This is a genomic window from Crystallibacter degradans, from assembly GCF_012952295.1.
Lineage (GTDB): Bacteria > Actinomycetota > Actinomycetes > Actinomycetales > Micrococcaceae > Crystallibacter > Crystallibacter degradans.
This window is the reverse complement of sequence record NZ_JABBCH010000001.1, coordinates 493,018-512,232: the sequence shown is the minus strand read 5'-3', so window position 1 is coordinate 512,232 and position 19,215 is coordinate 493,018. Positions and strand designations below refer to the sequence as shown.

20 protein-coding genes are annotated in these 19,215 nt (G+C 66.1%); 1 reads left to right on the top strand and 19 read right to left on the bottom strand.

Annotated features, from left to right (window positions below):
- Positions 1-2 precede the first annotated feature (2 nt).
- The 19 genes from HGO92_RS02305 to HGO92_RS02215 all read right to left on the bottom strand — a co-directional run bounded on the left by HGO92_RS02305 (position 3) and on the right by HGO92_RS02215 (position 17,117).
- Positions 3-1,256, bottom strand: coding sequence for a heparan-alpha-glucosaminide N-acetyltransferase domain-containing protein (locus tag HGO92_RS02305; protein WP_169991469.1), 1,254 nt, complete (start codon positions 1,254-1,256; stop codon positions 3-5).
- A gap of 112 nt (positions 1,257-1,368) precedes the next feature.
- Entirely contained in the window at positions 1,369-4,200 is a 2,832-nt protein-coding gene (locus HGO92_RS02300; protein WP_240974336.1) for a PEP/pyruvate-binding domain-containing protein, read from the bottom strand.
- A gap of 23 nt (positions 4,201-4,223) precedes the next feature.
- The gene (locus HGO92_RS02295) at positions 4,224-4,613 is read right to left on the bottom strand and encodes a CBS domain-containing protein (protein ID WP_169991467.1); all 390 of its coding nucleotides are present in this window, start codon (positions 4,611-4,613) and stop codon (positions 4,224-4,226) included.
- Positions 4,614-4,646: 33 nt separating this feature from the next.
- On the bottom strand, positions 4,647-4,997 hold the full coding sequence (locus tag HGO92_RS02290; RefSeq protein ID WP_169991465.1) for a P-II family nitrogen regulator: 351 nt from the start codon (positions 4,995-4,997) through the stop codon (positions 4,647-4,649).
- Entirely contained in the window at positions 4,994-6,472 is a 1,479-nt protein-coding gene (locus HGO92_RS02285) for a DUF1538 domain-containing protein (RefSeq protein WP_169991463.1), read from the bottom strand. The genes HGO92_RS02290 and HGO92_RS02285 overlap by 4 nt, the downstream gene beginning before the upstream one ends.
- Before the next feature lie 16 nt (positions 6,473-6,488).
- Positions 6,489-6,806, bottom strand: a complete 318-nt coding sequence (locus HGO92_RS02280; RefSeq protein ID WP_169991461.1) for a hypothetical protein — start codon at positions 6,804-6,806, stop codon at positions 6,489-6,491.
- Between the two features lie 232 nt (positions 6,807-7,038).
- On the bottom strand, positions 7,039-7,422 hold the full coding sequence (locus HGO92_RS02275) for a hypothetical protein (RefSeq protein WP_169991459.1): 384 nt from the start codon (positions 7,420-7,422) through the stop codon (positions 7,039-7,041).
- A 73-nt stretch (positions 7,423-7,495) separates the two neighbouring features.
- The gene (locus HGO92_RS02270; RefSeq protein ID WP_169991457.1) at positions 7,496-8,335 is read right to left on the bottom strand and encodes an alpha/beta fold hydrolase; all 840 of its coding nucleotides are present in this window, start codon (positions 8,333-8,335) and stop codon (positions 7,496-7,498) included.
- Positions 8,336-8,391: 56 nt separating this feature from the next.
- Entirely contained in the window at positions 8,392-10,053 is a 1,662-nt protein-coding gene (locus tag HGO92_RS02265) for an alkaline phosphatase D family protein (protein ID WP_169991455.1), read from the bottom strand.
- Between the two features lie 86 nt (positions 10,054-10,139).
- On the bottom strand, positions 10,140-10,583 hold the full coding sequence (locus tag HGO92_RS02260) for a UPF0158 family protein (protein WP_169991453.1): 444 nt from the start codon (positions 10,581-10,583) through the stop codon (positions 10,140-10,142).
- Between the two features lie 25 nt (positions 10,584-10,608).
- Positions 10,609-12,123, bottom strand: a complete 1,515-nt coding sequence (locus HGO92_RS02255) for a tripartite tricarboxylate transporter permease (RefSeq protein WP_169991451.1) — start codon at positions 12,121-12,123, stop codon at positions 10,609-10,611.
- 3 nt (positions 12,124-12,126) lie between these two features.
- On the bottom strand, positions 12,127-12,642 hold the full coding sequence (locus tag HGO92_RS02250) for a tripartite tricarboxylate transporter TctB family protein (RefSeq protein ID WP_169991449.1): 516 nt from the start codon (positions 12,640-12,642) through the stop codon (positions 12,127-12,129).
- Entirely contained in the window at positions 12,639-13,670 is a 1,032-nt protein-coding gene (locus HGO92_RS02245) for a Bug family tripartite tricarboxylate transporter substrate binding protein (RefSeq protein ID WP_205834090.1), read from the bottom strand. Before HGO92_RS02245 ends, HGO92_RS02250 begins: the two co-directional genes overlap by 4 nt.
- A 317-nt stretch (positions 13,671-13,987) precedes the next feature.
- Positions 13,988-14,170, bottom strand: coding sequence for a type II toxin-antitoxin system RelE family toxin (locus tag HGO92_RS23625; RefSeq protein WP_346768818.1), 183 nt, complete (start codon positions 14,168-14,170; stop codon positions 13,988-13,990).
- Between the two features lie 78 nt (positions 14,171-14,248).
- On the bottom strand, positions 14,249-14,497 hold the full coding sequence (locus HGO92_RS02235; protein ID WP_169992014.1) for a type II toxin-antitoxin system prevent-host-death family antitoxin: 249 nt from the start codon (positions 14,495-14,497) through the stop codon (positions 14,249-14,251).
- A 9-nt stretch (positions 14,498-14,506) separates the two neighbouring features.
- A complete protein-coding gene (locus tag HGO92_RS02230) occupies positions 14,507-15,019 on the bottom strand; it encodes a pyridoxamine 5'-phosphate oxidase family protein (RefSeq protein WP_169991447.1) in 513 nt (170 codons plus the stop codon).
- A 31-nt stretch (positions 15,020-15,050) separates the two neighbouring features.
- Positions 15,051-15,488 carry a pyridoxamine 5'-phosphate oxidase family protein gene (locus HGO92_RS02225; RefSeq protein ID WP_169991445.1) on the bottom strand — a complete coding sequence of 146 codons (438 nt, stop codon included), beginning with the start codon at positions 15,486-15,488 and terminating at the stop codon, positions 15,051-15,053.
- Positions 15,489-15,547: 59 nt separating this feature from the next.
- A complete protein-coding gene (locus HGO92_RS02220) occupies positions 15,548-15,904 on the bottom strand; it encodes a hypothetical protein (RefSeq protein WP_169991443.1) in 357 nt (118 codons plus the stop codon).
- 67 nt (positions 15,905-15,971) lie between these two features.
- Positions 15,972-17,117, bottom strand: a complete 1,146-nt coding sequence (locus HGO92_RS02215; RefSeq protein WP_169991441.1) for a benzoate/H(+) symporter BenE family transporter — start codon at positions 17,115-17,117, stop codon at positions 15,972-15,974.
- A gap of 313 nt (positions 17,118-17,430) precedes the next feature.
- On the opposite strand from HGO92_RS02215, the gene HGO92_RS02210 reads away from it, so the two are divergent.
- The gene (locus HGO92_RS02210; protein ID WP_169991439.1) at positions 17,431-19,077 is read left to right on the top strand and encodes an HNH endonuclease signature motif containing protein; all 1,647 of its coding nucleotides are present in this window, start codon (positions 17,431-17,433) and stop codon (positions 19,075-19,077) included.
- Positions 19,078-19,215 lie beyond the last annotated feature (138 nt).

Below are 19,215 nucleotides of genomic sequence, written 5' to 3'. Positions count from 1 at the left end.
CCCTATGGTGAACCTGTGGACGGGCTGTGTAGGGAAACCGGCCCGCGCCCCGCCTTGCTGGCGGTGAAGGCCAGCAGCTCAAGAGGACCCCGGCGCGCGGAAACCCGGTAGGCAATGCCGATGGCCGTGAAGATGAGGACCTGGCCCCAGAAGAGCAGGTTTTCCCCGACCTCGATTTCCGTGGTGTAGACGAAGCTCATGACCAGCACATGCGCGCTGTAGAGGGTCAGTGTCATACCGCCGGGGCCTGCGAGGGCAAGCATTCCCCGTCCGGCAACGCGGGCAAGCAGCAGGCACAGTCCCAGCACCATCGCCGCGCTGCCCATGGTGTTGAGCAGGTCCAGCGTGGTCCCGGAGTGCGGGGCGCCGACGGCCAGCCACCAGCCCGATGTTGTCTGGTCCACCTCCGAAACGTCCAGCAGCAGCCGGTTGTCCCACTCCGCCAGGTCCCAGCTATCGACCTCGCCGGTGGCCAGCAGGGCGCTGCCGCCGCCGAGGCCATTGAGCAGGAACGTGCTGGTCAGCTGGGCCGCGGCCACCGCGGCGGCACCGCCGGCCGTCAGCCACAGCTGGACCCGGACGGAATCCAGCGCCAGCCGGCCCAGCAGCAGGCCGAGCAGCAGGTAGCTCAGCCACTGGAACACCGGGTAGGGCCCGGTAAAGAACAGGCTGGACAGCAACGCGACCGGGTCGGCCAGGTTGGTCCAGTTCGGATCGGTGTCAATGACGGCCATGAACGGAGCTTCATAGAGCACCGGCCGCACCAGATACGCGATGGCGGGGGAGAGCAGCGTCCACGCGGCGGTGAAGACGGCCAACTGCCTGATGCCCATGGTGATGAACGGCAGGGCGAGGACGAACAGCAGCGAGTAGCAAACGAGGATGATCGCGACGTCGACCCAGAACAACCCCAGCGTCAGACCGACGACGGCGATGACCGCGGCCCGTGCTGCGATGCCGCGCCGGCCGGCCGACGCCTGCGCTCCGGTGTGGCGGTGCACGCCGCCGCTGACCAGGGCCAGTCCGACGCCGGCCATCACGGCGAACAGGGCGGAGGCCCGGCCGTGGAAGACGGCCGCCAGCCAGGACACGGAGTCCGTCTGCTCGTCGTACAGGCTGAAGATGTGGACTGCCATCATGCCGATCAGTGCGATGCCTCGCGCGGCATCCACCCCGACGAGCCGGGGTCTCTTCGGCGGCGGCCCCTCGCCGGGGCGGTCGGACTGGTCGGCGGAGAGGCGCGATGGGATCGACATGTTCCCAGCCTTCGGGGCCCGGTTAAGCAGTTCTTATGTCCTTCCTATGAACCCGCTGTGAAAGGGGGGCCCCAAGGAAACTACAAGGACGGCGGCTGCGCAATAGCTGAGGCTACTTGACACTGATGGTGCCCGCCGCGCCGTCGACCGTGATGGTGTCGCCGGTGGCGATGCGGGTGGTGGCATCGGGGACGCCGACGACGGCGGGGATGCCGTACTCGCGTGCGACGACGGCGCCGTGGGAGATAGGTCCGCCCATCTCCATGACGAGGGCGCCGGCGGTCAGGAACAGCGGAGTCCAGCCGGGATCGGTGGACGGGGCGACCAGGATTTCGCCGGGCTCCAGGTGGGCGCCGGCCGGGTCCAGGATGACCCGTGCCTGGCCGGTCACGGTGCCTGCCGACGCTGGCGCTCCGGTGAGGGTCCCGGGCGGAAGGTGGGCCCCCGCCGTCGTTGTTGCGGAAGCGCTTGCGCCCATGGCGGCCTCGACGTCCGTGCCGTCGGAAAGCAGCAGGCGGGGGATGCGGCGGCGGCGCAGTTCGCGGTTGTAGGTGCGGCGGCGTTCGGCGGCGAGCTCGTGCAGGTCCGCGCCGCGCAGGCCGACGCGGGCTTCGGCGAGGTCCAGGAAGAAGATGTCCTCGGGACTGGCGATCCTGCCCGCATCGGCCAAGACCGTTCCGACCCGCCGGAGCTGGGCGCGCAGCGCGGCGAGGGCCACGATGAGGCCGAACTTCGGGTACTCGCGCCGGCCCGCGGTGGCCCTGACCCGGCGCAAGCCGTAGGCCACGAGCCTGCCGCGGACCCGGCCTCTGGTTCTGGCGCGCTGGGTCAGCTCGGCGGCCTTGGCCTCGGCGGTGGCGGCGGCGCGTGCGAACTGCCGGTCCGGGGCCCGGTCCGGATCGTTCAGGCGCAGGTAGTTGGCGAGCACGTTGATGATGTGGGCCGGCTCCTCTGACCAGCGCGGGATGCCGAGGTCGATTTCCGCCACCGCGCGGTGGCCGTACTTGTCGAGGAACGCGGCCAGCTCGTGCTGGGCGACGGCGGGGAGTGAGCCTTCGGCATACCGGCGGGCAAGCTCCGGCGGGTCCTCCTGGGTCAGCGCCTGCGCTGCCTCGGCGTCGTCGCGGATGATGGTGGCGGCGTGCCACAGCTCCAGGTCCATCTGCGTGGTCACGTTGTCCGGCAGCCCGCGCAGGACGGCCTGCAGGTCACCGGACTGGACCAGCGGGCCCAGCAGCCAGCGCACGATGCCCAGCCAGATGTAGCCGGCGGCCGGGGGCGGGAGCTGCTTGAGCAGGCCCGGCGTAATCATCCTGCCGAGCATGCTTTCGACGAAGTCCAGCCGCCGGGCGGGCGTGGCCGGCTCGGGAAGCACCAGCATCCGGTGGAATTCCTGCTCGGCCCGCCTGCTGCGTTCCAGCGCGGCGGCCGGCCGGACCAGGCCGTGGAGCACGTGGGGAATCATGGCCAGCTGCGGCATGGACTTGAGCGAGCCTTTCAGCGATCCCCTGAACGACCCTTTGAGCGCGCCCAGTTTCGGCGCGCTGAGGATGGAGAACCGCGGATCCTCCATCAGATACTGCAGCGCCCCGACCGAGCGGGCATCGGCCGCCCTCATGGCGGCGGGGATGATGCGCCGTCCGGTCTTGCTCCGCAGCACCGGCGTCACATCCACGAAGAGCCGCAGCCCGGCCTGGCTGTAACTGAAGGGGACCGGCGCCCCGTAGTTCCCGCCGGCCGGCCGGTAGGCGTCGGCCAGCACCTCGAACGCGGACAGCCCCATCGGCGTCAGCGGCCGGGTAAGCCCTTGCAGCAGGCTGGCGCAGAGGTAAGCCCGGGTTCCGCCGTCGCCGCTATCGCTCGCGTTGCCCTCAGCGCTGCCGCCGTTGTTCCCTCGGCCGTTCGCACTGCCTGTCTCCGCGGGCTCGGGCAGCGGGTACAAGGTGGTGATGGGGCGGGACTGCACCAGCTGGATTGCACCGTCAGGTCCGATGGCCCACTCCAGATCCTGCGGTTCGCCGAAGTGTTCCTCCGCGCGGGCGCCGAGTTCGGCCAGGGCCCGGACCTGCTCATCGTCCAGACACACCTCGCCGCTGCCGGCGGCGTTGTCGCCCGCTGTCCGCCCAAGTGTGTCGCCGAGCGTCCGCTCGAGGATCCGCCCGCTGGCGGTGTCCACCACGAACTGGTCCGGGTTCACCGCGCCGCTGACCACCGCCTCGCCCAGCCCGGGTGCCGCATCGATCACCGCCTCATGGCGCCGGCCGGTGAGCGGGTTGGCCGTGAACAGCACCCCGGAAACCCCGGCGTCCACCATCTTTTGGACAACGACGGCGATGCTCACCGCGCGCTGGTCGATTCCGTTGTCGCTGCGGTAGGCCACCGCCCGTTCCGTCCAGAGCGAGGCCCAGCACCGGCGGAGCGCATCCAGCAGCGCGTCCTCGCCGACCACGTTGAGGTAGGTGTCCTGCTGGCCGGCGAAACTGGCCTCCGGCAGGTCTTCCGCGGTGGCGGAGGAACGCACCGCCACGGCCAGGCGCCGGACGCCGTCGTTGTTCCCAAGCTCCGCGTAGGCAGCGCGGACGGCGGTGGCGATATCGTCCGGCATGGGCGCGGCTTCCAGCGCGGCGCGGGCACGTTCCGCCAGCCCCGCCAGCGCGGCGGCTCCTTCGGCGGAGGTGTCCCGGCTTCCACCGGTGCTTGCCTCGGCACCCGCCCCCGCCTCGAGCTCGGCCACGATCGCATCCAGGCCGGCCTCCGCCGCGACCCGCTGGTACGCCGTCGTCGTAATACAGAATCCGTCCGGCACCGGCAGGCCGGCGTTGATGAGCACGCCGAGGTTCGCCGCCTTGCCGCCCACCCAGGCGAGCATCCCGCCGTCGACCTTCGCCAGCGGGAGGACGGTTCCGGGCCGGTCCAGCAGGTGTCGTGCAGCGCTGTTCATCATCGGGCTCCTTTAAATCAGGTCGTCTAAATCAAGTCGTCCATCAGCCGGGCGAGGATGTCGTTCATGGCCAGCAGGCCGATCAGCTTGTTGCCCTCCACCACCACCATCCGGTTGAGGTGATAGCGGCTCATCAGCGCCGCGGCCTGGTGCACGGAGAGGTCCTCGCCCACGGTGATCACCGGTTTCGACGCGGCGTCGTACACGTTGAGCAGGTCCACATCCCCCTCCTCGGCGACCACGGTGCGCAGCAGCTCGCTGTAGGTCAGCAGCCCCCAGGCATCGTGCGGGTGCTGGCGATCCACCACCAGGCTTTTCACCTGGCGGGTTTTCATCACCGACAGCGCATCGCGCAGGGTGCTGAACGGGGAGATGGTCACGATGTTGCGCACCATGACATCCTTGACGGTCAGCATGGGACTCCTCCTGTGATCTTGTGTCCTCTAGTATCAGCTGTCTTCATGGCGCATGTGCTCCTCGAATTTGGCTACTTGGCGCAGGTCGATGCCGGTCAGGTGCTCGATGGGAATGCTGAAGGCGAGGCCCCGGGAGTTGCCGTCGTTGACCAGGATGGTGTGCAGTTCCTTCAGGATCGAGGTGGACAGGTGCGAGCCCACCACCATCAGCAGCACGGACTGCGAGCCCTCGAACGTCAGCCCGAAAAACGTCCGCTTGGACTCGCCGCCGATGCCTTTGCCCGGCAGGATGGTCACACCCGTGGCGCCGGCTCGCTGGGCGTGCTCGATGACCCGGTCCTCCAGATGGTCCGGGGCGATCACGACGACGGCGGTGAATTTCATGACGTTTCCTTCCGCAGGGTGGGAATTCTTTCCAGGAGCATGGCATAGAGCAGTACGGAGATGATCGGGAAAATGGACGCGAAGGCGATCAGCCCGAAGCCGTCCATCAGCGCATCGCGGCCCTCGAGCGCGGTTGCCAGCCCGATGCCCAGGGCGGTCACGAGCGGGACGGTGACTTCCGACGTCGTGACTCCGCCGAGGTCGAAGGCGAGGGCGACAATGTATTTGGGTGCCAGGAAAACCAGGACAACGACGACGCCGTAGGACGCCATGACGTAGTAGTGGAATGGCCCGCCGACGAGGATGCGGTAGACGCCCAGCGTAATGCCCGCCGCCACCCCGACGGCGACGACAATCCGGATGACGGAGCCGTTGACTCTGCCGCGTGAGGCGTCCTGCGCCTGGTTGCCGATCGCCACCAGCGCGGGCTCGGCCATGGTGGTGGCGAAGCCGATCAGCAGGGCGAAGAGCAGGATGAGCACCGGCACGTCGCGCTCGATCAGCTGCTCGGCCATCTGCGTGCCGATGGGGAAGAGCCCGATTTTGAGTCCGACGACGAAGGCATACAGGCCCACCAGGACCATCACAAAGCCGACCATGACCCGCACCGGGTGGGCGATCTTGTGCTTGAGCACCAGATAGTGGAAGAACAGGACCACCAGGACTATGGGCAGCACATCGCGCACGGTCTCGGCGAGCCCGAGGGCGAAGTCCGCCGCCCAGTGGACTGACTCGGCGCCGGGGGCGGCGGCAACGGTTCCGGTGTTGCCGAAGGTGTAGACCCAGACCCCGTACAGCTGCACGCCGATCATCGGCACCATCACACAGAGCGCCACCAGGCCGAAGCCGTCCGCGAGCACGCTGCGCCCCCTGATCGAGTTGGCCAGGCCCAGGCCGATGGCGGCGATCATGGGCACGGTCACGATGTTGGTGGTCACGCCGCCGGAATCGTAGGCAAGGCCGACAATCTCATCCGGCGCGATGAAGGTGATCGCCAGCGCCAGCACGTAGCCGCCGATCAGCAGGCGGTGCACCGGCCAGCCGCGCAGGATGCGCAGCAGCCCCAGGACCAGAACGCAACCCACGGACACCGCGACGACCACGCGCAGGGTCAGCCCGTTGATCCTGCCGTCGCTGACAATTTCGGCCTGTTCCGCGACGGCGATCAGCGCGGGCTCGGCGACAGCGGCGGCAAACCCGATGGCGAAGCCGAAGGCCAGCAGCGGTCCCAGCGCACCGCGGCGGGTGAACTGGTTGGCGATGTTCTTGCCCACCGGGAAGACACTGAGGTCCAGGCCCTGCAGGAATAACGCGATGCCCACCCCCACGATGAGCAGCCCAACCACCAGCTGCAGCGGATCGTCGGGCAGCCTGCGGAAGACCACCAGTTGGAACACCGCGACCACCGCCACAATAGGCAGGAGGTTCCTCATCGCCTTCAGGAATTCGCGGGCGAAGCCGGTGAGGTGTTCCATCTCGTCAGGGCTTTGTCTACGTGGCCTGCGCGTCCTGCCCGGTGTCGGCCCACAGTACGTCCAGGTTGCGGAAGACGGGCGGCCCGTCGCACAGAGAGGCGAACTTCTCGGCGAATTCGGAAGTCTCCGGACGGGCCGAATTTTCCATCGCCGACTCATACGAGTCGAACTCCACAATGGTGTAGTAGTTGCCGGGCCGGTCCCTGTCCGCGGTGACCTTTACCCCGCGGAAGCTGGCAGGCGTGCTTCCTTCGGCCCTCGACGGCGTCCCCAGTTTTTCAATCTCCTCGATGCGCGAGGTCTTGAACTCGATGATCTGCACAAACCCGGCCATGGCGGTTCCTTGTTAGCGGTGGATGCTGATGCGCATCACGCTAGACCCAGCGGGGGAGCGGCGCAATAGTTGATGTCCCGGGCCACCAGGTGGCTGACCGCCCGGGACAGATCCCCCCAACAGCCACAGATCGAGCGAACGGTCCCGATCAATGGTTGCCGGGCAGGAGTGGGGTCCTTCCCGGCTCCTTACATGATCGGGGCAGCACCCGGTGCTAACGCTCAAGAAAAGCTCAAGTTTTGTGCAAGAAACCGAAGTCCGCCAACTGCACAATGCTCCAGCGCCCTACCTGCTGCCGCTCGCCCGGGGCAAAGTGCACGGACGCATCCGCCGCAAGCTCGTCCAGCACCCCGGCGTGGCCGGCATCCTTCCGCTCGGCGGGTGCGGCCGCCGCACTGTCCGTCTCCTCCGCCGCGGCACCTTTGCGCTCCGCCGGCGGCATGTATGTGTGCACCAGCTCCCAGTTGCCCTCGAGCAGCTCGTGGTTATCCAGCGCCTCGGCCAGCTGTGCCGCCAGCAAACCCTCGGCGCCACGGTAGACGAAAACGGGAGGCGGGGCGCCGCCGTCGTTGTTGGGGGTTTCTGCTGCCGCGAAATACTCACCCTGAATGCTCATGCGAGCAGTGTAAGCACACAAATAACGACGGCGACAGGCCCTCCCGCGCTCCGGTGCACGCTCCTGCCGAGTGTCAGCTCTTGCCGAGGAAGCGCAGCAGGGCCTCGTTGACCTCGGCGGCGTGCGTCCAGAGCAGGCCGTGCGGCGCGCCCTCGATCTCGACGAACTCGGCACTGGGCAACGCCTTGGCGAACTCGCGCCCGGTGGCGTCGATGGGCAGGATGTTGTCCGCCGTGCCGTGCACGATCAGCGCGGGCACGTCGATCTTGGGGATGTCCGCGCGGAAGTCGGTCAGCCACGTCGGCTGCGCGGCGATCGAGGCGACGGCGCCGGACCTTGCGGCGATGTTCCAGCTGGCGTTGACGTGCTCCTGGCTCAGCCGCTCGGTGCCTAGGAACGTGTCGGAGTTGTAGAAGTTTTTGAAGAACTCGGTGAAGAACGAGTACCGGTCCGCCGTCACGGCTTGGCCCAGCCCGTCGAACACCTCCTGCGGGACACCGGTGGGATTGTCCTCGGTTTTGAGCAGGAACGGTTCGAGTGAACCGAGGAACGCGGCCTTGCCGACCCGCTTCGAGCCGTACGTGCCCAGGTAACGGCCCACTTCGCCGGTGCCCATGGAGAAGCCCACCAGCACCACGTCGGTCAGGTCCAGGGTCTCCAGCACCGTGTTCAGGTCCGCGGCGAAGGTGTCATAGTCGTAGCCGGTGGTCGGCTTGCTGGACTGGCCGAAGCCGCGGCGGTCGTAGGTGATGACGCGGTAGCCGGCCGTCAGCAGCGCGGCGGTCTGCTTCTCCCAGGACGAGCCATCCAGCGGGTAGCCGTGGATGAGGACAACGGGCTGGCCGGCGCCGTGGTCCTCGTAGTGCAGTTCGATATTGGTGCTGTTCTCGGTTCCAACCTTGATGTAACCCATGGCAGATATCCCTTCGACAGATGGCAACTCGGGGGTTTCCCCGCACTGCCCCCAGCTTAGGCCCCGCGCGGCGGGACCGTCACGGCGGCGACCTCCTGCACCCGCGGCCGGTCGTGGTCCCCATTTTCGACGACGCCGGTCTGCCACCAGAACTTCAGCCCGTCCGGGGTGTCCTCGAGGCCGGCCAGGTTGTTGTCGAACCACGGCCCCTTGATCGTTTGCCAGCTGAACGGCGGATCGGGCACCTTCGCGGACTTCGCCATCAGCGCGCCCACCGGGCCGGCAACGCCGTAGGACATGATCGCGGTGAAGGAGCGGATCAGCCGGGGCAGGGGGTTGCGGATCGGCGAGCAGACCGCCTGCACAATCCGGCTGCCGGCGGGTCGCTGTACTTCGGCGACGTAGGAGAAGTGCACGTCCCCGGAGAGGAATGTGATGGTTTCCGGGGCCGGCCCGCGCTCGCCGTCGGCCACCTCGAGCACCATGGACGCCACCTCCTGGAAGCTTTTCTGGAAGGCGCCCCAGTGCTCCAGATCGATCGCCTGGCGCAGTCTCTCCCCGAGTTTCGCCGCCGGCTTGCCCCAGACGCCTTCGGAGAGCGCCTCGTTCCAGGACTCGAGATGGTGCAGGCCGGTGGGCAGCAGGAACGGCAGCGAGGTTGCCACCAGCACATGCCGGAAGCCGCCCTGCAGCCGGCCGTCCAGCCACGCCATTTCCTGGTCGTCCAGCAGCGCACGGTGTTCCGGCTCCAGCACCCGTGCGGCGCGGGAGTCCAGCACAATCAGCCGCACTCCGCCGATATCGCGCGAGAAACTCCACCGGTAGCTCTCCGGATAATGGTCTGCCTTCTCGGCAAAGGCGTCCAGCGCCTCGCTCAGGTCCAGTTCCTCCTCGCCGTGATGCTCCGCAATCAGCCGCCAAACGACGTCGTCGGCCCTTTGCCGCGGGGAAAGATTGCCCAGGTGCTGGTAAACCCAGTACGAGGCGAGCCCGGACACAATCCGCCCGTGCCACCACGAGGTCTCCTGCATCTGCTGCTTCCAGGTCTGCGAGGCGTTCCAGTCGTCGCGGATGTCATGGTCGTCGAAGATCATGGCGCTCGGCAAGGTCGAGAGCAGCCACCGGTTGGCCTCGTCCGACCACGCGAGGTAGTAGAGGTGCGCGTACTCCTCGTAATCCTTGAGCTCCTCGCCGGGAGGTTCGCCCATGTCGCGGCGGGCCCGGATGAACTCCTGCATCTGGTCGCTGGTGGAATCCGCGTAGACCTGGTCGCCCAGGAACAGCAGCAGATCCGGCCAGGACACGTCGCCGCCCTTGGCCATGTCCAAGGCATAGGCCCGCATCGAGTCGACGCCGTGGGTGCGATTGCCGTGCTTATCGTGCGGCACACTGGTGCGGCAGGTTCCGTAGGCCAGCCGGAGCGGTTTGTCCGGCTTGAGCGTTGCAATGCACGACGGCGGGAATTCGGCTCCCGCTGCCGGCCAGACTTCCTCGCCGTCGATCTCCACTGTGTAGGGAGTGACGCTTCCCGGCTCCAGGCCGGATACTTCCACCAGGGCATAGTGGTGGCCGTGAACGGCGAAAGTCCGGGCTTGCCACGATCGGCCGCCCGCCCGGACGGCGACGCGCGCGGCGTCCCGCGTTTCCACCCAGATGCTCGCGGTCGTCTGGTCCACATACCGCATCATCGGGCCGAGCACGAGGGGCGATGTCGTCATGAATCAGTTCTACCTTTCCAAGCGGTCCGCGGCTACAGAATCGGCCAACCCAAATTCGGCCGCCCCTGCTCCTGCCGCCAACGCACTCATGCCTGCGTGCCCAGGGTGCCCTGGGCTTCCTGTTCGTCAATGAGTCCTTCGGACAGGAGCCAGGTGATGGCGTGGTGGCGCATGCGCTTTTCGTGGAAGGCATACCAGTCTTCCTGGACCTTGGGATAGTCGTACAGCACGTCCTTGAAATGGCGGAACGGACGCTTCCTCTCGATGGCTCGGAACAGGGCGGCGCGCACCCGCTCGTCTTCGAGCGTGGCGATGAAGTCTTCCATGTCCCGGTAGCTCCGGTGCGAATCCGCTTCCACAACCACCAAGTCACGTTCTTCAAGTTCTTCCGGCGAGAGGCCCTCGTCCACCATGTCGCCACTCAACTCCAGCTCGCCGGTGTCCCGATCCAGCCGCCACCGCATGTCATAACTGGCGTTCTCCATCGCCGTGGTCAGCATGTCCATGTCAATGTCCTTCAGGCGGAGCATTCTCTGCCTCCGTGAGCAGCTGATTTCATGTGGTGGTCCCGGCATCCGTCGCGGTGCGCCTGGGCAGGACCCGCGGCAGCAGTGTCGGCAGCACCAGCACCGCGAGGGCCAGCAGCAGCAGGACGAGCGTCAACGGGCGCGTGAAAAACACTGAGAAGTCGCCCTGGCTGATGGCCAGTGCACGGCGGAACTGGGTCTCCATCATGGGGCCCAGGATGGAACCGAGCACCGCCGGCGCCACCGGGAAATCGTAGAGGCGCATGAAGAAGCCGACGATGCCGATGACGTAGACAATGATGACTTCGAGCACGCTCCCGGACAGGCTGTAGACCCCGAGCGTGCCGAAGACCAGGATGCCGGTGAACAGCAGCGGCTTGGGGATGTCCAGGATCCTGACCCACACCTTGACCAGGGGCAGATTGATGATCAGCAGCATGATGTTGCCGATGAACAGGCTGGCGATCAGCGTCCAGACCAGGTCGGGGGAGTTCTCGAACAGCTGTGGGCCGGGCTGGATGTTGTAGATCTGGAAGGCGGACAGAATGATCGCCGCAGTCGCCGACGTCGGAATGCCCAGGGTCAGCAGCGGCACCATCACGCCGGAGAAGGACGCGTTGTTGGCTGCTTCCGGACCTGCGATGCCTTCAATGGCGCCCTTGCCGAATTCGTGCGGGTGCTTGGAGAGCCGTTTTTCAAGGTTGTAGCTGAGGAAGGTTGGGACCTCAGAGCCGCCGGTGGGCATGGAGCCGAAGATGAAGCCGAGGAAACCGCCGCGGATCCAAGGCTTCCACACCCGGCGCCGCTCCGCCTTGTTCAGCCAGATCCGGCCTTCGAATTTGACCTCTTCCACCTTGGCGAACTGCAGCCGGGCCAGCCCGTAGAGGGCTTCCCCGATGGCGAACAGGCCGATCACCACAATCACGATGTCGATCCCGCCGAGCAGCTCCGGGGCGCCGAAGGTGAAGCGCTGCTGCCCGGTCAGGAAATCCAAGCCGATGAGTCCGATGAACAGCCCCAGGAACAGGCTGACCAGCCCGCGGATGATCGATGTGCCGACCAGTGCGGTCACGCTGACGAAGGCCAGCACCATCAGGGCGAAGTAGTCTGTCGCCTGGAAGGACTTGGCGAGATTGGCGACGGCTGGCGCGAGGAGGGTTAGTCCGAGCGTAGAGATGATCCCGGCGGCGAAGGAGCCCATTACCGCCGTTGCAAGGGCCGGTCCCGCCCGGCCGGCCTTGGCCATGGGATAGCCATCGATCGCCGTCGCCACGGACCCTGCTTCACCAGGGGTGTTGAGCAGGATGGAGGTAATGGCACCGCCGTATAAGGAACCGTAATAGATGCCGGCGAAGATGATCAGCGCGCCCGTGGGATCGAACCCGTAGGTGAGCGGCAGCAGCAGCGCGAGCGCCATCGCCGGCCCGATCCCTGGCAGCACACCCACCAGCGTTCCGATCGTGACCCCGATGGCGGCGAAGAGCAGGTACTGCAGCGACAGCGCGTTGGCGAAGCCGCTGGCAAGGTCAGCGAAAACCTCCATGTCCTAGAGCACCCCCTGCAGGATTCCCGCGGGCAGCCGGACTCCCAGCAGTTCCGTAAAGCCGAAGTAGATGGCCGCCGAGAAAAGGACGGCAACAATGATGTCCCGGATCCACCGGCGGCTCCCGGCCACCCACGCAATCCCAACAAAAAAGAGCGATGTGGAGACGATATAGCCGACAGGTTGCAGGACAAAGGCGTAGGCCACCAGCGCGGCGATGACCAGCCAGACAGTATTCCAATGGGTTTCGGACTGCTCTTCGGCTGCATACACAAAGAGCGCCTTGTCCTGCATCAGGGTGGTGCGCAGCAAGAACAGCAGGCTCACCACCACGAGCCCTACACCCACCGCCATGGGGAAGAACCCCGGTTCGCCCGGCGCCAGGCCGCCGCGCTCGGAGATGCTGATGGCGTCGTACAAAATGATGGCGGCACCGAGCAGAAGCACGACGGCGGCAATACGGATCCCGGACTTGCCGCCCCGCTGGTGCGGGGCGGCTTCCGGACGACCGGAGGTCACTCGATGATTCCCAGGTTTGTCAGCGTCTGGGTGATCGTCTTGTCCTCACTCTGGATGTACTCCGAGAACTCGTCACCGGTGAGCAGGTAGTCATCCCAGTTGTTGGACTCCAGCGTCTCCTGCCACTGCTGGGTTCCGGCCATCTCCTCGATCATGCCGATCACGGCTTCACGCTGTTCGTCGGAGATTTCGGGCGGGGCAACCAAACCGCGCCAGTTGGCGATGGACACGTCGTAGCCGGCATCAATGATGGTCGGAGCGTCGACGCCCTCGATCGGCTTCTCACTGGAAACGGCCAGCAGGCGCATTTCTCCGGCGTCGATCTGGTCCTGGAATTCGGCCAGGCCGGAGGCGGCTGCCTCCACATCCCCGGAGAGGATAGCCGGCGTGAGTTCGCCACCGCCGGAGTAAGGGATGTAGTTGAGGTCGGCCACTTCCACGCCCACGGCGTCCGCGAGTTGGGCCACCAGGATCTGGTCTACACCGCCCACCGAACCGCCGCCCCAGGCGATGCTGCCTGGATCCGCCTTGAATGCCTCCATCAACTGTTCAAGGGTCTGGTACTCGGAATCCGCCGGCACGACGATGGCATCGTACTCGGCGGTCAACCGCGCGATGGGTGTGGTGTTCTCCAGCGTCACCTGGGAATCGGTCTGCTGGATGGCGCCGACCAGGATCTTGCCGATCACCATCAGCTGATGCGGGTCTCCGCTGTTCTGTACGAACTGGGTGAGGCCGATGGTCCCGGATCCGCCGGGGACGTTGTAGACATCGGCCCCGGTTTCGATGACGCCGCCCTCGGTCAGCGCCCGCGCGATGGAACGTGCCGTCTGGTCGTAGCCGCCGCCGGGGTCTGCCGGCGCCATGATCTCGATGGACGCGCTCGGATATTCCTCGGCGGTCCCGCCGCCTCCGCCCCCTCCTCCGCCGTTACCTCCGCAACCGGTCAGGGCCAGGAGCCCTGCGGCCACGGCAGCCAGCGCGGTATAGGTACGTTGTTTCTTCGAGCCTCTTGTCGAAATCATCATTGAATCCGTCCTTCTCGTCGGGCAGGCCCTGGGCACGCCTTGTGAGGACATCGGTGCGAGTGACAGCTGACACTGATGGGGCCTGCTTCACTGTCTACCATTGGACGGCAAGCTTGTACACGATTGTGATCTACCTGCAATGTGGCACTGGCAGCCGCCACATCGCGTGTGACCAGGGCTCGGCGTTCCAGCTTGAACTCGTCCGCCAGAGCGGTCCGGCGACCGCAGATCTGCGAGGGTGCGATTCCACAAAGGTGGTTTTGACCGACGCTGTCCATGGACGCAGCGACAGCGCTCCGCCGTGACGCCGCCAGCTCCTACCGGTAGATTTCCCGCCGGTGGCCGGCCCTAAAGACGAGGATGACCAATGCGTCGTCGTTGATCTCGTAGATGATGCGACAGTCGCCGGTTCGTATCCGGTATTCGCCGCCGCCGATGATAAGCTTCTTCGCTGCAGGCGGGCGGGGGTTGTCCTGGAGCAGTTCTATTGGCTGCGGCAACCCGGACCTTGGCCTTGGCATCAAACTTTCGAAGCGACCTCTCCGCCGCATGGGTCGGCTTGATCTCGTACGCCCTGGTCACTCAAGTCCGAGGTCTGCTTTGACCTCCTCCCAAGGGATGGAACCGCCCTCAGCTCGGGCCTCTCGGGCGGCTTTGAGATCCTCGGCATCTTCCAGCGCTTCCAATGCACGCTCTGCGAGCTCGGCATTCATGAGGACCACAGCTTCTCGCCCATGCCGGGTGATGGACACCGGCTCTCGTGACGCCTTGTCTATCGTTTCGCTCCAATGCTGGCGGGCAGAAGCGGCCGAAACAGAATCGCCCACAGTCAAGGTTCAGCGCTCCAGCTTGAACTCGTCTGCCAAGGCAATCCGTCGGCCCCTGATCTGGGAGGGCGTGATTTCCACATAGGTGGTTTTGACCGATGCTGTCCACGAACGCAGGGACAGTTGCTCCGCCGTCGTTATTTCGGCTTCGGCGGTGAGCTCACGGACGGTGCCTTTGACCACCACGCTCCAGACAGAGTGGAGGGAACGACCGTCCGCCTCCAGCGCCACCTTGTTATTGATGGCCATGGAGACCAGCTTGGTGCCCTGCATGGTGCGGATCAGGATGCGGCGGTCGTGGGCCAGGAAGTTGACCGGGTACAGTTCCGGCTTGTCCGCTACGCTGACCGCCAGCCGACCCAGCATCGTGCCGATCAGTAAGTCCCAGCATTCGTCCTCGCTGAGCTCGATTACGGGATTGTCCAGGTCCGGAATGGCGGGCAGAGTGGCGTCTGGCTCGTTGCCGGCGGCAGCATTCTCGGTAGGGATGGTCGACGGCGGACCGTTGGGATGCCGGGGCATGGAGGATTTCCTTTCGGCAGGCCGAGTTGGCTCAGTCATTGATTTCAGGTCCGACGGCGATGCGCCGCCCGGTAAGTTCCGAGGGTTCCAGTTCCAAATACAGCACCCTGCGCGTGAGGGTCCAGGGCTTGAGTTGCCGGCGCTCGGCCGCCGCGATTTCATCCGGGCCGGTCAGCTCGCGGAGCATGCCCTTGGCCATCACGCTCCAGACCGATGAACCGCTGCGCCCGTCTGCCTCCAGCACCACCTGGTGCCTGGCCCGGCGCACGATATCCCTGACGTGCTCGGACCCGTGGAGCAGAATGCTCTTCTCCGCGGCCCAGAAGTTGACCGGAATGACGTCCGGCTCGTTGCGGTAGCTGACGGCCAGCCTGCCCAGCGTCGTGCCCGCGAGAAGTTCCCAACATTCTTCCGGGCCCAACCGGAGGGTCGGATGGCCGGCGTCGGGCATCCGCAGATCTTCGCTCATGGCGCCACTTTGCCATGAACCGGCCGCGCTGGATAGGGGCGGAACGGCAGGGTTAGATGTTAGGCAGTTCCCTGTTGGTAGTCGAGGTAGATCTTGGTGGGCAACGGGGATTCGAGGATCTCCTGCGATATCCCATGGACTTCCTTGAGCTTGCCGCGGAACCAGACGTCAAAGGGGTCGTCCGAGCGGGCAATGGCGCTAAAGGCCTCGGACAAGTTTTCGGCCTCGTGGAAGAGGCAGCAGACGTCATCGCCCTGCGGCGTCTGCATGTGCCCGGCGACTTCCCGGACCAAGCCGATGCGCTGGCGGGAACGTACGAGCTCTTCGCGCCGCGGCCCTTGGCACTCTTGGACGAATTCCTTCCAGGCCTCCAGTTTTCCAGGCACGATCGGCACAAACCAAGTAATACATTCCATGGCACATCCCTTTCCAGCGAAGTAGCGCCAATGCTAGCGACGCCGCCGCCCGAGGGACATCCTCAGTTCAGGGGGTGGCCGGGCCATTAGTTGTGCTGGCCTCCCGTAACGCCTTCAACTCATCGCGTTCCAGCAAGCGGGACGCGAGCACGCCAATCGCCAACGCCCAGAAGGCCGGGCCAAGGCCGAGCAATGAGATGTCGGACAAGGTCACGGCAAAAGCAAAGAGCGGCCCTAGCTTCAGCGGGCCTGCCGTGACCTGCCCCAGAGCCATGCCGAGGACGCCGATGACCGCCAGTCCGGCTATCGCCAGCATCATCTGCCGCGGCACCAGTTCGATGACATCCGCAGCGAAACCGGCCAGCGCCAGCATCGCCAGAAAGGCACTGCAGACAATGAGATTTGCGCGGTACCGGTGTTCGGGCCGGCCCGCGTCCGGTCCGGCCACCAGTGCCGTTGCGGGCAGGGACATGGAAACGCCCACCGGCCCGAGCAGCGATCCGGTCATAGTGCCGATGCCGGAGAGAAAATCCAACACCCGCGCCGGTGGAGAGTAGTCCTGGCTCCGCAGGAAAACCAGCGAGGGCACGTTGGCCTGCAGCACAATCGGCACCACCAGCACCGGGGTGACCGTCAACATCGATTCCCACGAGAACACCGGAAGGGTTGGCTCCACAATCGGCGCACGGAATCCGCCGTCGATGCTGCCGAAGCGGCCCAGCACCGCCGCGCCCACCAGCGCCACCACCAGCGCAGCGAAAATCGGCGGCACCTTGCCCAGGAACAGCGAGCTGAGCAGGTACGCGGCAAACGCACCGCCGATGATGAGCGGCTCCTGGCCAAGGACAGTGAAAATCCCGGCGACAAACGGCAGCACCGATCCGGCAAGCAGCCCCATCACCACCGGCGCAGGAACCCATTCGGCCAGGAGCCCGTTGAGCCCCAGCAAATTCAGGATAATAACGACGGCGCCCGCAGCCACTGCTGCCCCGGCCAGTTCCGCGAAGCTCAGCCGTCCGTTCAGGGAAACGATGAAGATCAGGACAAAGATGTTCCCGGTCAGCAGCAGCGGCTGGCGGTAACGCAGGGCCAGCACCAGTCCCAGCACCGACGGCAGCCCGTAGACCGCCACGATCCAGGCCGTGATCTGCGGACGGGGCAGGGCCAGCTGCTCGGCCGCCGCCAGCGGGATGGTGATGACGGAGGTGGCCACCCTAAACAGCGAAAGTGCCGCGCCGAGCTGGCGGACATCCCTTATGCTGCCACTTTCCCACAATCCCCGCGGCCCGCACAGGGCACGCCGCTCTGCTGCAGACGATTGAACGGCTTGCACGGCGCCTGTCCTTGTTCTTATCGCCGCCGCTTCGCGAGCTGCTTCGGATGCCTTGGGCATCGCGCCGCTCTGGTCGCCCTGGTCGCCATTGTCGGCCTTGGCAAACACGGCCGTCGGAAAGTTTTCTCGTGTTCTCCACCCCACGGTGTGTGCGCACTCACAAACTGTCACAGCCGGTTCATAGGGTGGTGGTATGGATAACTTCCAGTTTGATTTCGTGGCGGCGCCGGAGCCGGACCGGGACCGTGGCCTGCGGGCGCTCGGTTTGGCGGGGAGTTCGCTGCTGGAAATCATGCTGCATAAGGTCCTGCTTGATGCCTGGGCCGAGGAGAACCTGGCCTTCGGCGGCCGGCTCGGGGATCCTTTCGACGAAGCGGCCGAGGAGGCCGCGGCGGAGGCCGGCCAGGTGCTGGCGAGGGCTGCGGTGCTGCCGGAGGTGCCGGGCCTGCCGGAAGGCTGGGAGAACCTGGCGCCGGCGGCGCTGGCCGGGGTGCTGGAGCGGATTGATCCGGAGGCCCTGGATGATGTCGGGACCATTGATTACCTGCAGGCGTCCGCGAAGACCGTGGCGTGGCTGCAGTCCGGCCGGGTGAAGGCGTTGAACCGGTTCACCGAGCTGCGCCCGGCCGAAGGCGCCGAGACCGGCAACGCGCACGGGTTCTCCTCCTGCGCCGCGACGGAGATCGCCGCTGCCCTGGCCCAGCCCCGCGGGGCTGCGCAGAAAGACCTCGCCGAGGCCGCGCAGCTGTGCGGGCATTTGCCGGCCACGGTGGAGGCGATGGCCGCCGGGACCCTGGACCTGCCGCGGGTCACCGCGATCGCCCGCGGCTCCGCCGACCTGCCCGAGAATCTGCTGCCTGCGTTCGAGGCAGGGGTCCTGCCCAAGGCCGGCGAGATCACCGTCGAGAGTGTCCGGGCGCGCGCCCGCAAGGCCCGCGAACGGTTACACCCGGAAAGCCTCACCGTCCGCCACGAAAAAGCGAACCAGTCCCGCAACGTCGGTCTCGTGCCGCAGGATGACGGGATGGCCGAAGTCTGGTTCCGCTGCAGCGCGGACAAAGCGGTCATGGTGTTCAACCTCGTCCAGGCCCTCGCGAAAAAGCTGCAGGGCCCCGAGGAGACACGGACCCTGCCCCAGCTGCGCGCCGACGTCATCACCGACCTGCTCGTCAACAACCCAGGCGCGTGTAACGGCACCGGCAACACCACCGGTACCTGCACGGGCGCCGGCACCTGCAACAGCAGCACAGCTACCAGCACGTGCAACGGCAGTTGCAAGGGCACGGGGACGGGCACCGGTGCCGGGGCCGGCGTGACGGCCAGTGTCGCGGTCACGTTGTCGTTGGAAACCGCGGCAAGGTTGAGCGAGGAGCCCGGCGAACTCGCCGGATACGGGCCAATCCCGCCGGAAATGGCGCGGAACCTCGCCGGACTGGCGAAATCCTGGCTGCTGGTGCTCACCGATGAATACCGCAACGCGATCGCCGCCGCCAAAGACCTCCGGCATCCATCTGAATGGCTGAAACGACTCGTCCGGTTACGTGACGGGCACTGCAGCGGCCCCGGCTGCCGCGTGGAAGCGAAATTCTGCGAAGTGGATCACACCATCGCTTGGGAAGACGGCGGCAAAACCGTCCTGGAAAATCTCAAGGCCGCCTGCAAACCTGACCATCGTGCGAAGCACAAAGGTGGCTGGAAAGTCACCCAGCACCCGGACGGCAGCACCACCTGGAAATCGCGGACCGGCCACGAATGGACCAGCACCCCCGAAAACAGTTGGTCCATCCGCCCGCCAACCGAACCACCACCACCGGACCTCTACACCCCACCACCATTCTGACACCGGCATATAGCCGCGGCCGTGCGATCTGTGAAAGATCTCCGATGTCTGCAAGTCGACGTCGTACGCCTCGAGGAAGCCGGCAGGCAGCGAGGGCAGCCAATCCCCGGTACAGGAGTCCTCCAATGCACAGTTTGG

Bases quoted from the DNA above. Each gene is read 5' to 3' on its own strand.
- HGO92_RS02305 (WP_169991469.1), bottom strand. From the start codon at position 1,256: ATGTCGATCCCATCGCGCCTCTCCGCCGACCAGTCCGACCGCCCCGGC.
- HGO92_RS02300 (WP_240974336.1), bottom strand. From the start codon at position 4,200: ATGATGAACAGCGCTGCACGACACCTGCTGGACCGGCCCGGAACCGTC.
- HGO92_RS02295 (WP_169991467.1), bottom strand. From the start codon at position 4,613: ATGCTGACCGTCAAGGATGTCATGGTGCGCAACATCGTGACCATCTCC.
- HGO92_RS02290 (WP_169991465.1), bottom strand. From the start codon at position 4,997: ATGAAATTCACCGCCGTCGTCGTGATCGCCCCGGACCATCTGGAGGAC.
- HGO92_RS02285 (WP_169991463.1), bottom strand. From the start codon at position 6,472: ATGGAACACCTCACCGGCTTCGCCCGCGAATTCCTGAAGGCGATGAGG.
- HGO92_RS02280 (WP_169991461.1), bottom strand. From the start codon at position 6,806: ATGGCCGGGTTTGTGCAGATCATCGAGTTCAAGACCTCGCGCATCGAG.
- HGO92_RS02275 (WP_169991459.1), bottom strand. From the start codon at position 7,422: ATGAGCATTCAGGGTGAGTATTTCGCGGCAGCAGAAACCCCCAACAAC.
- HGO92_RS02270 (WP_169991457.1), bottom strand. From the start codon at position 8,335: ATGGGTTACATCAAGGTTGGAACCGAGAACAGCACCAATATCGAACTG.
- HGO92_RS02265 (WP_169991455.1), bottom strand. From the start codon at position 10,053: ATGACGACATCGCCCCTCGTGCTCGGCCCGATGATGCGGTATGTGGAC.
- HGO92_RS02260 (WP_169991453.1), bottom strand. From the start codon at position 10,583: ATGCTCCGCCTGAAGGACATTGACATGGACATGCTGACCACGGCGATG.
- HGO92_RS02255 (WP_169991451.1), bottom strand. From the start codon at position 12,123: ATGGAGGTTTTCGCTGACCTTGCCAGCGGCTTCGCCAACGCGCTGTCG.
- HGO92_RS02245 (WP_205834090.1), bottom strand. From the start codon at position 13,670: ATGATGATTTCGACAAGAGGCTCGAAGAAACAACGTACCTATACCGCG.
- HGO92_RS02230 (WP_169991447.1), bottom strand. From the start codon at position 15,019: ATGCCCCGGCATCCCAACGGTCCGCCGTCGACCATCCCTACCGAGAAT.
- HGO92_RS02225 (WP_169991445.1), bottom strand. From the start codon at position 15,488: ATGAGCGAAGATCTGCGGATGCCCGACGCCGGCCATCCGACCCTCCGG.
- HGO92_RS02220 (WP_169991443.1), bottom strand. From the start codon at position 15,904: ATGGAATGTATTACTTGGTTTGTGCCGATCGTGCCTGGAAAACTGGAG.
- HGO92_RS02210 (WP_169991439.1), top strand. From the start codon at position 17,431: ATGGATAACTTCCAGTTTGATTTCGTGGCGGCGCCGGAGCCGGACCGG.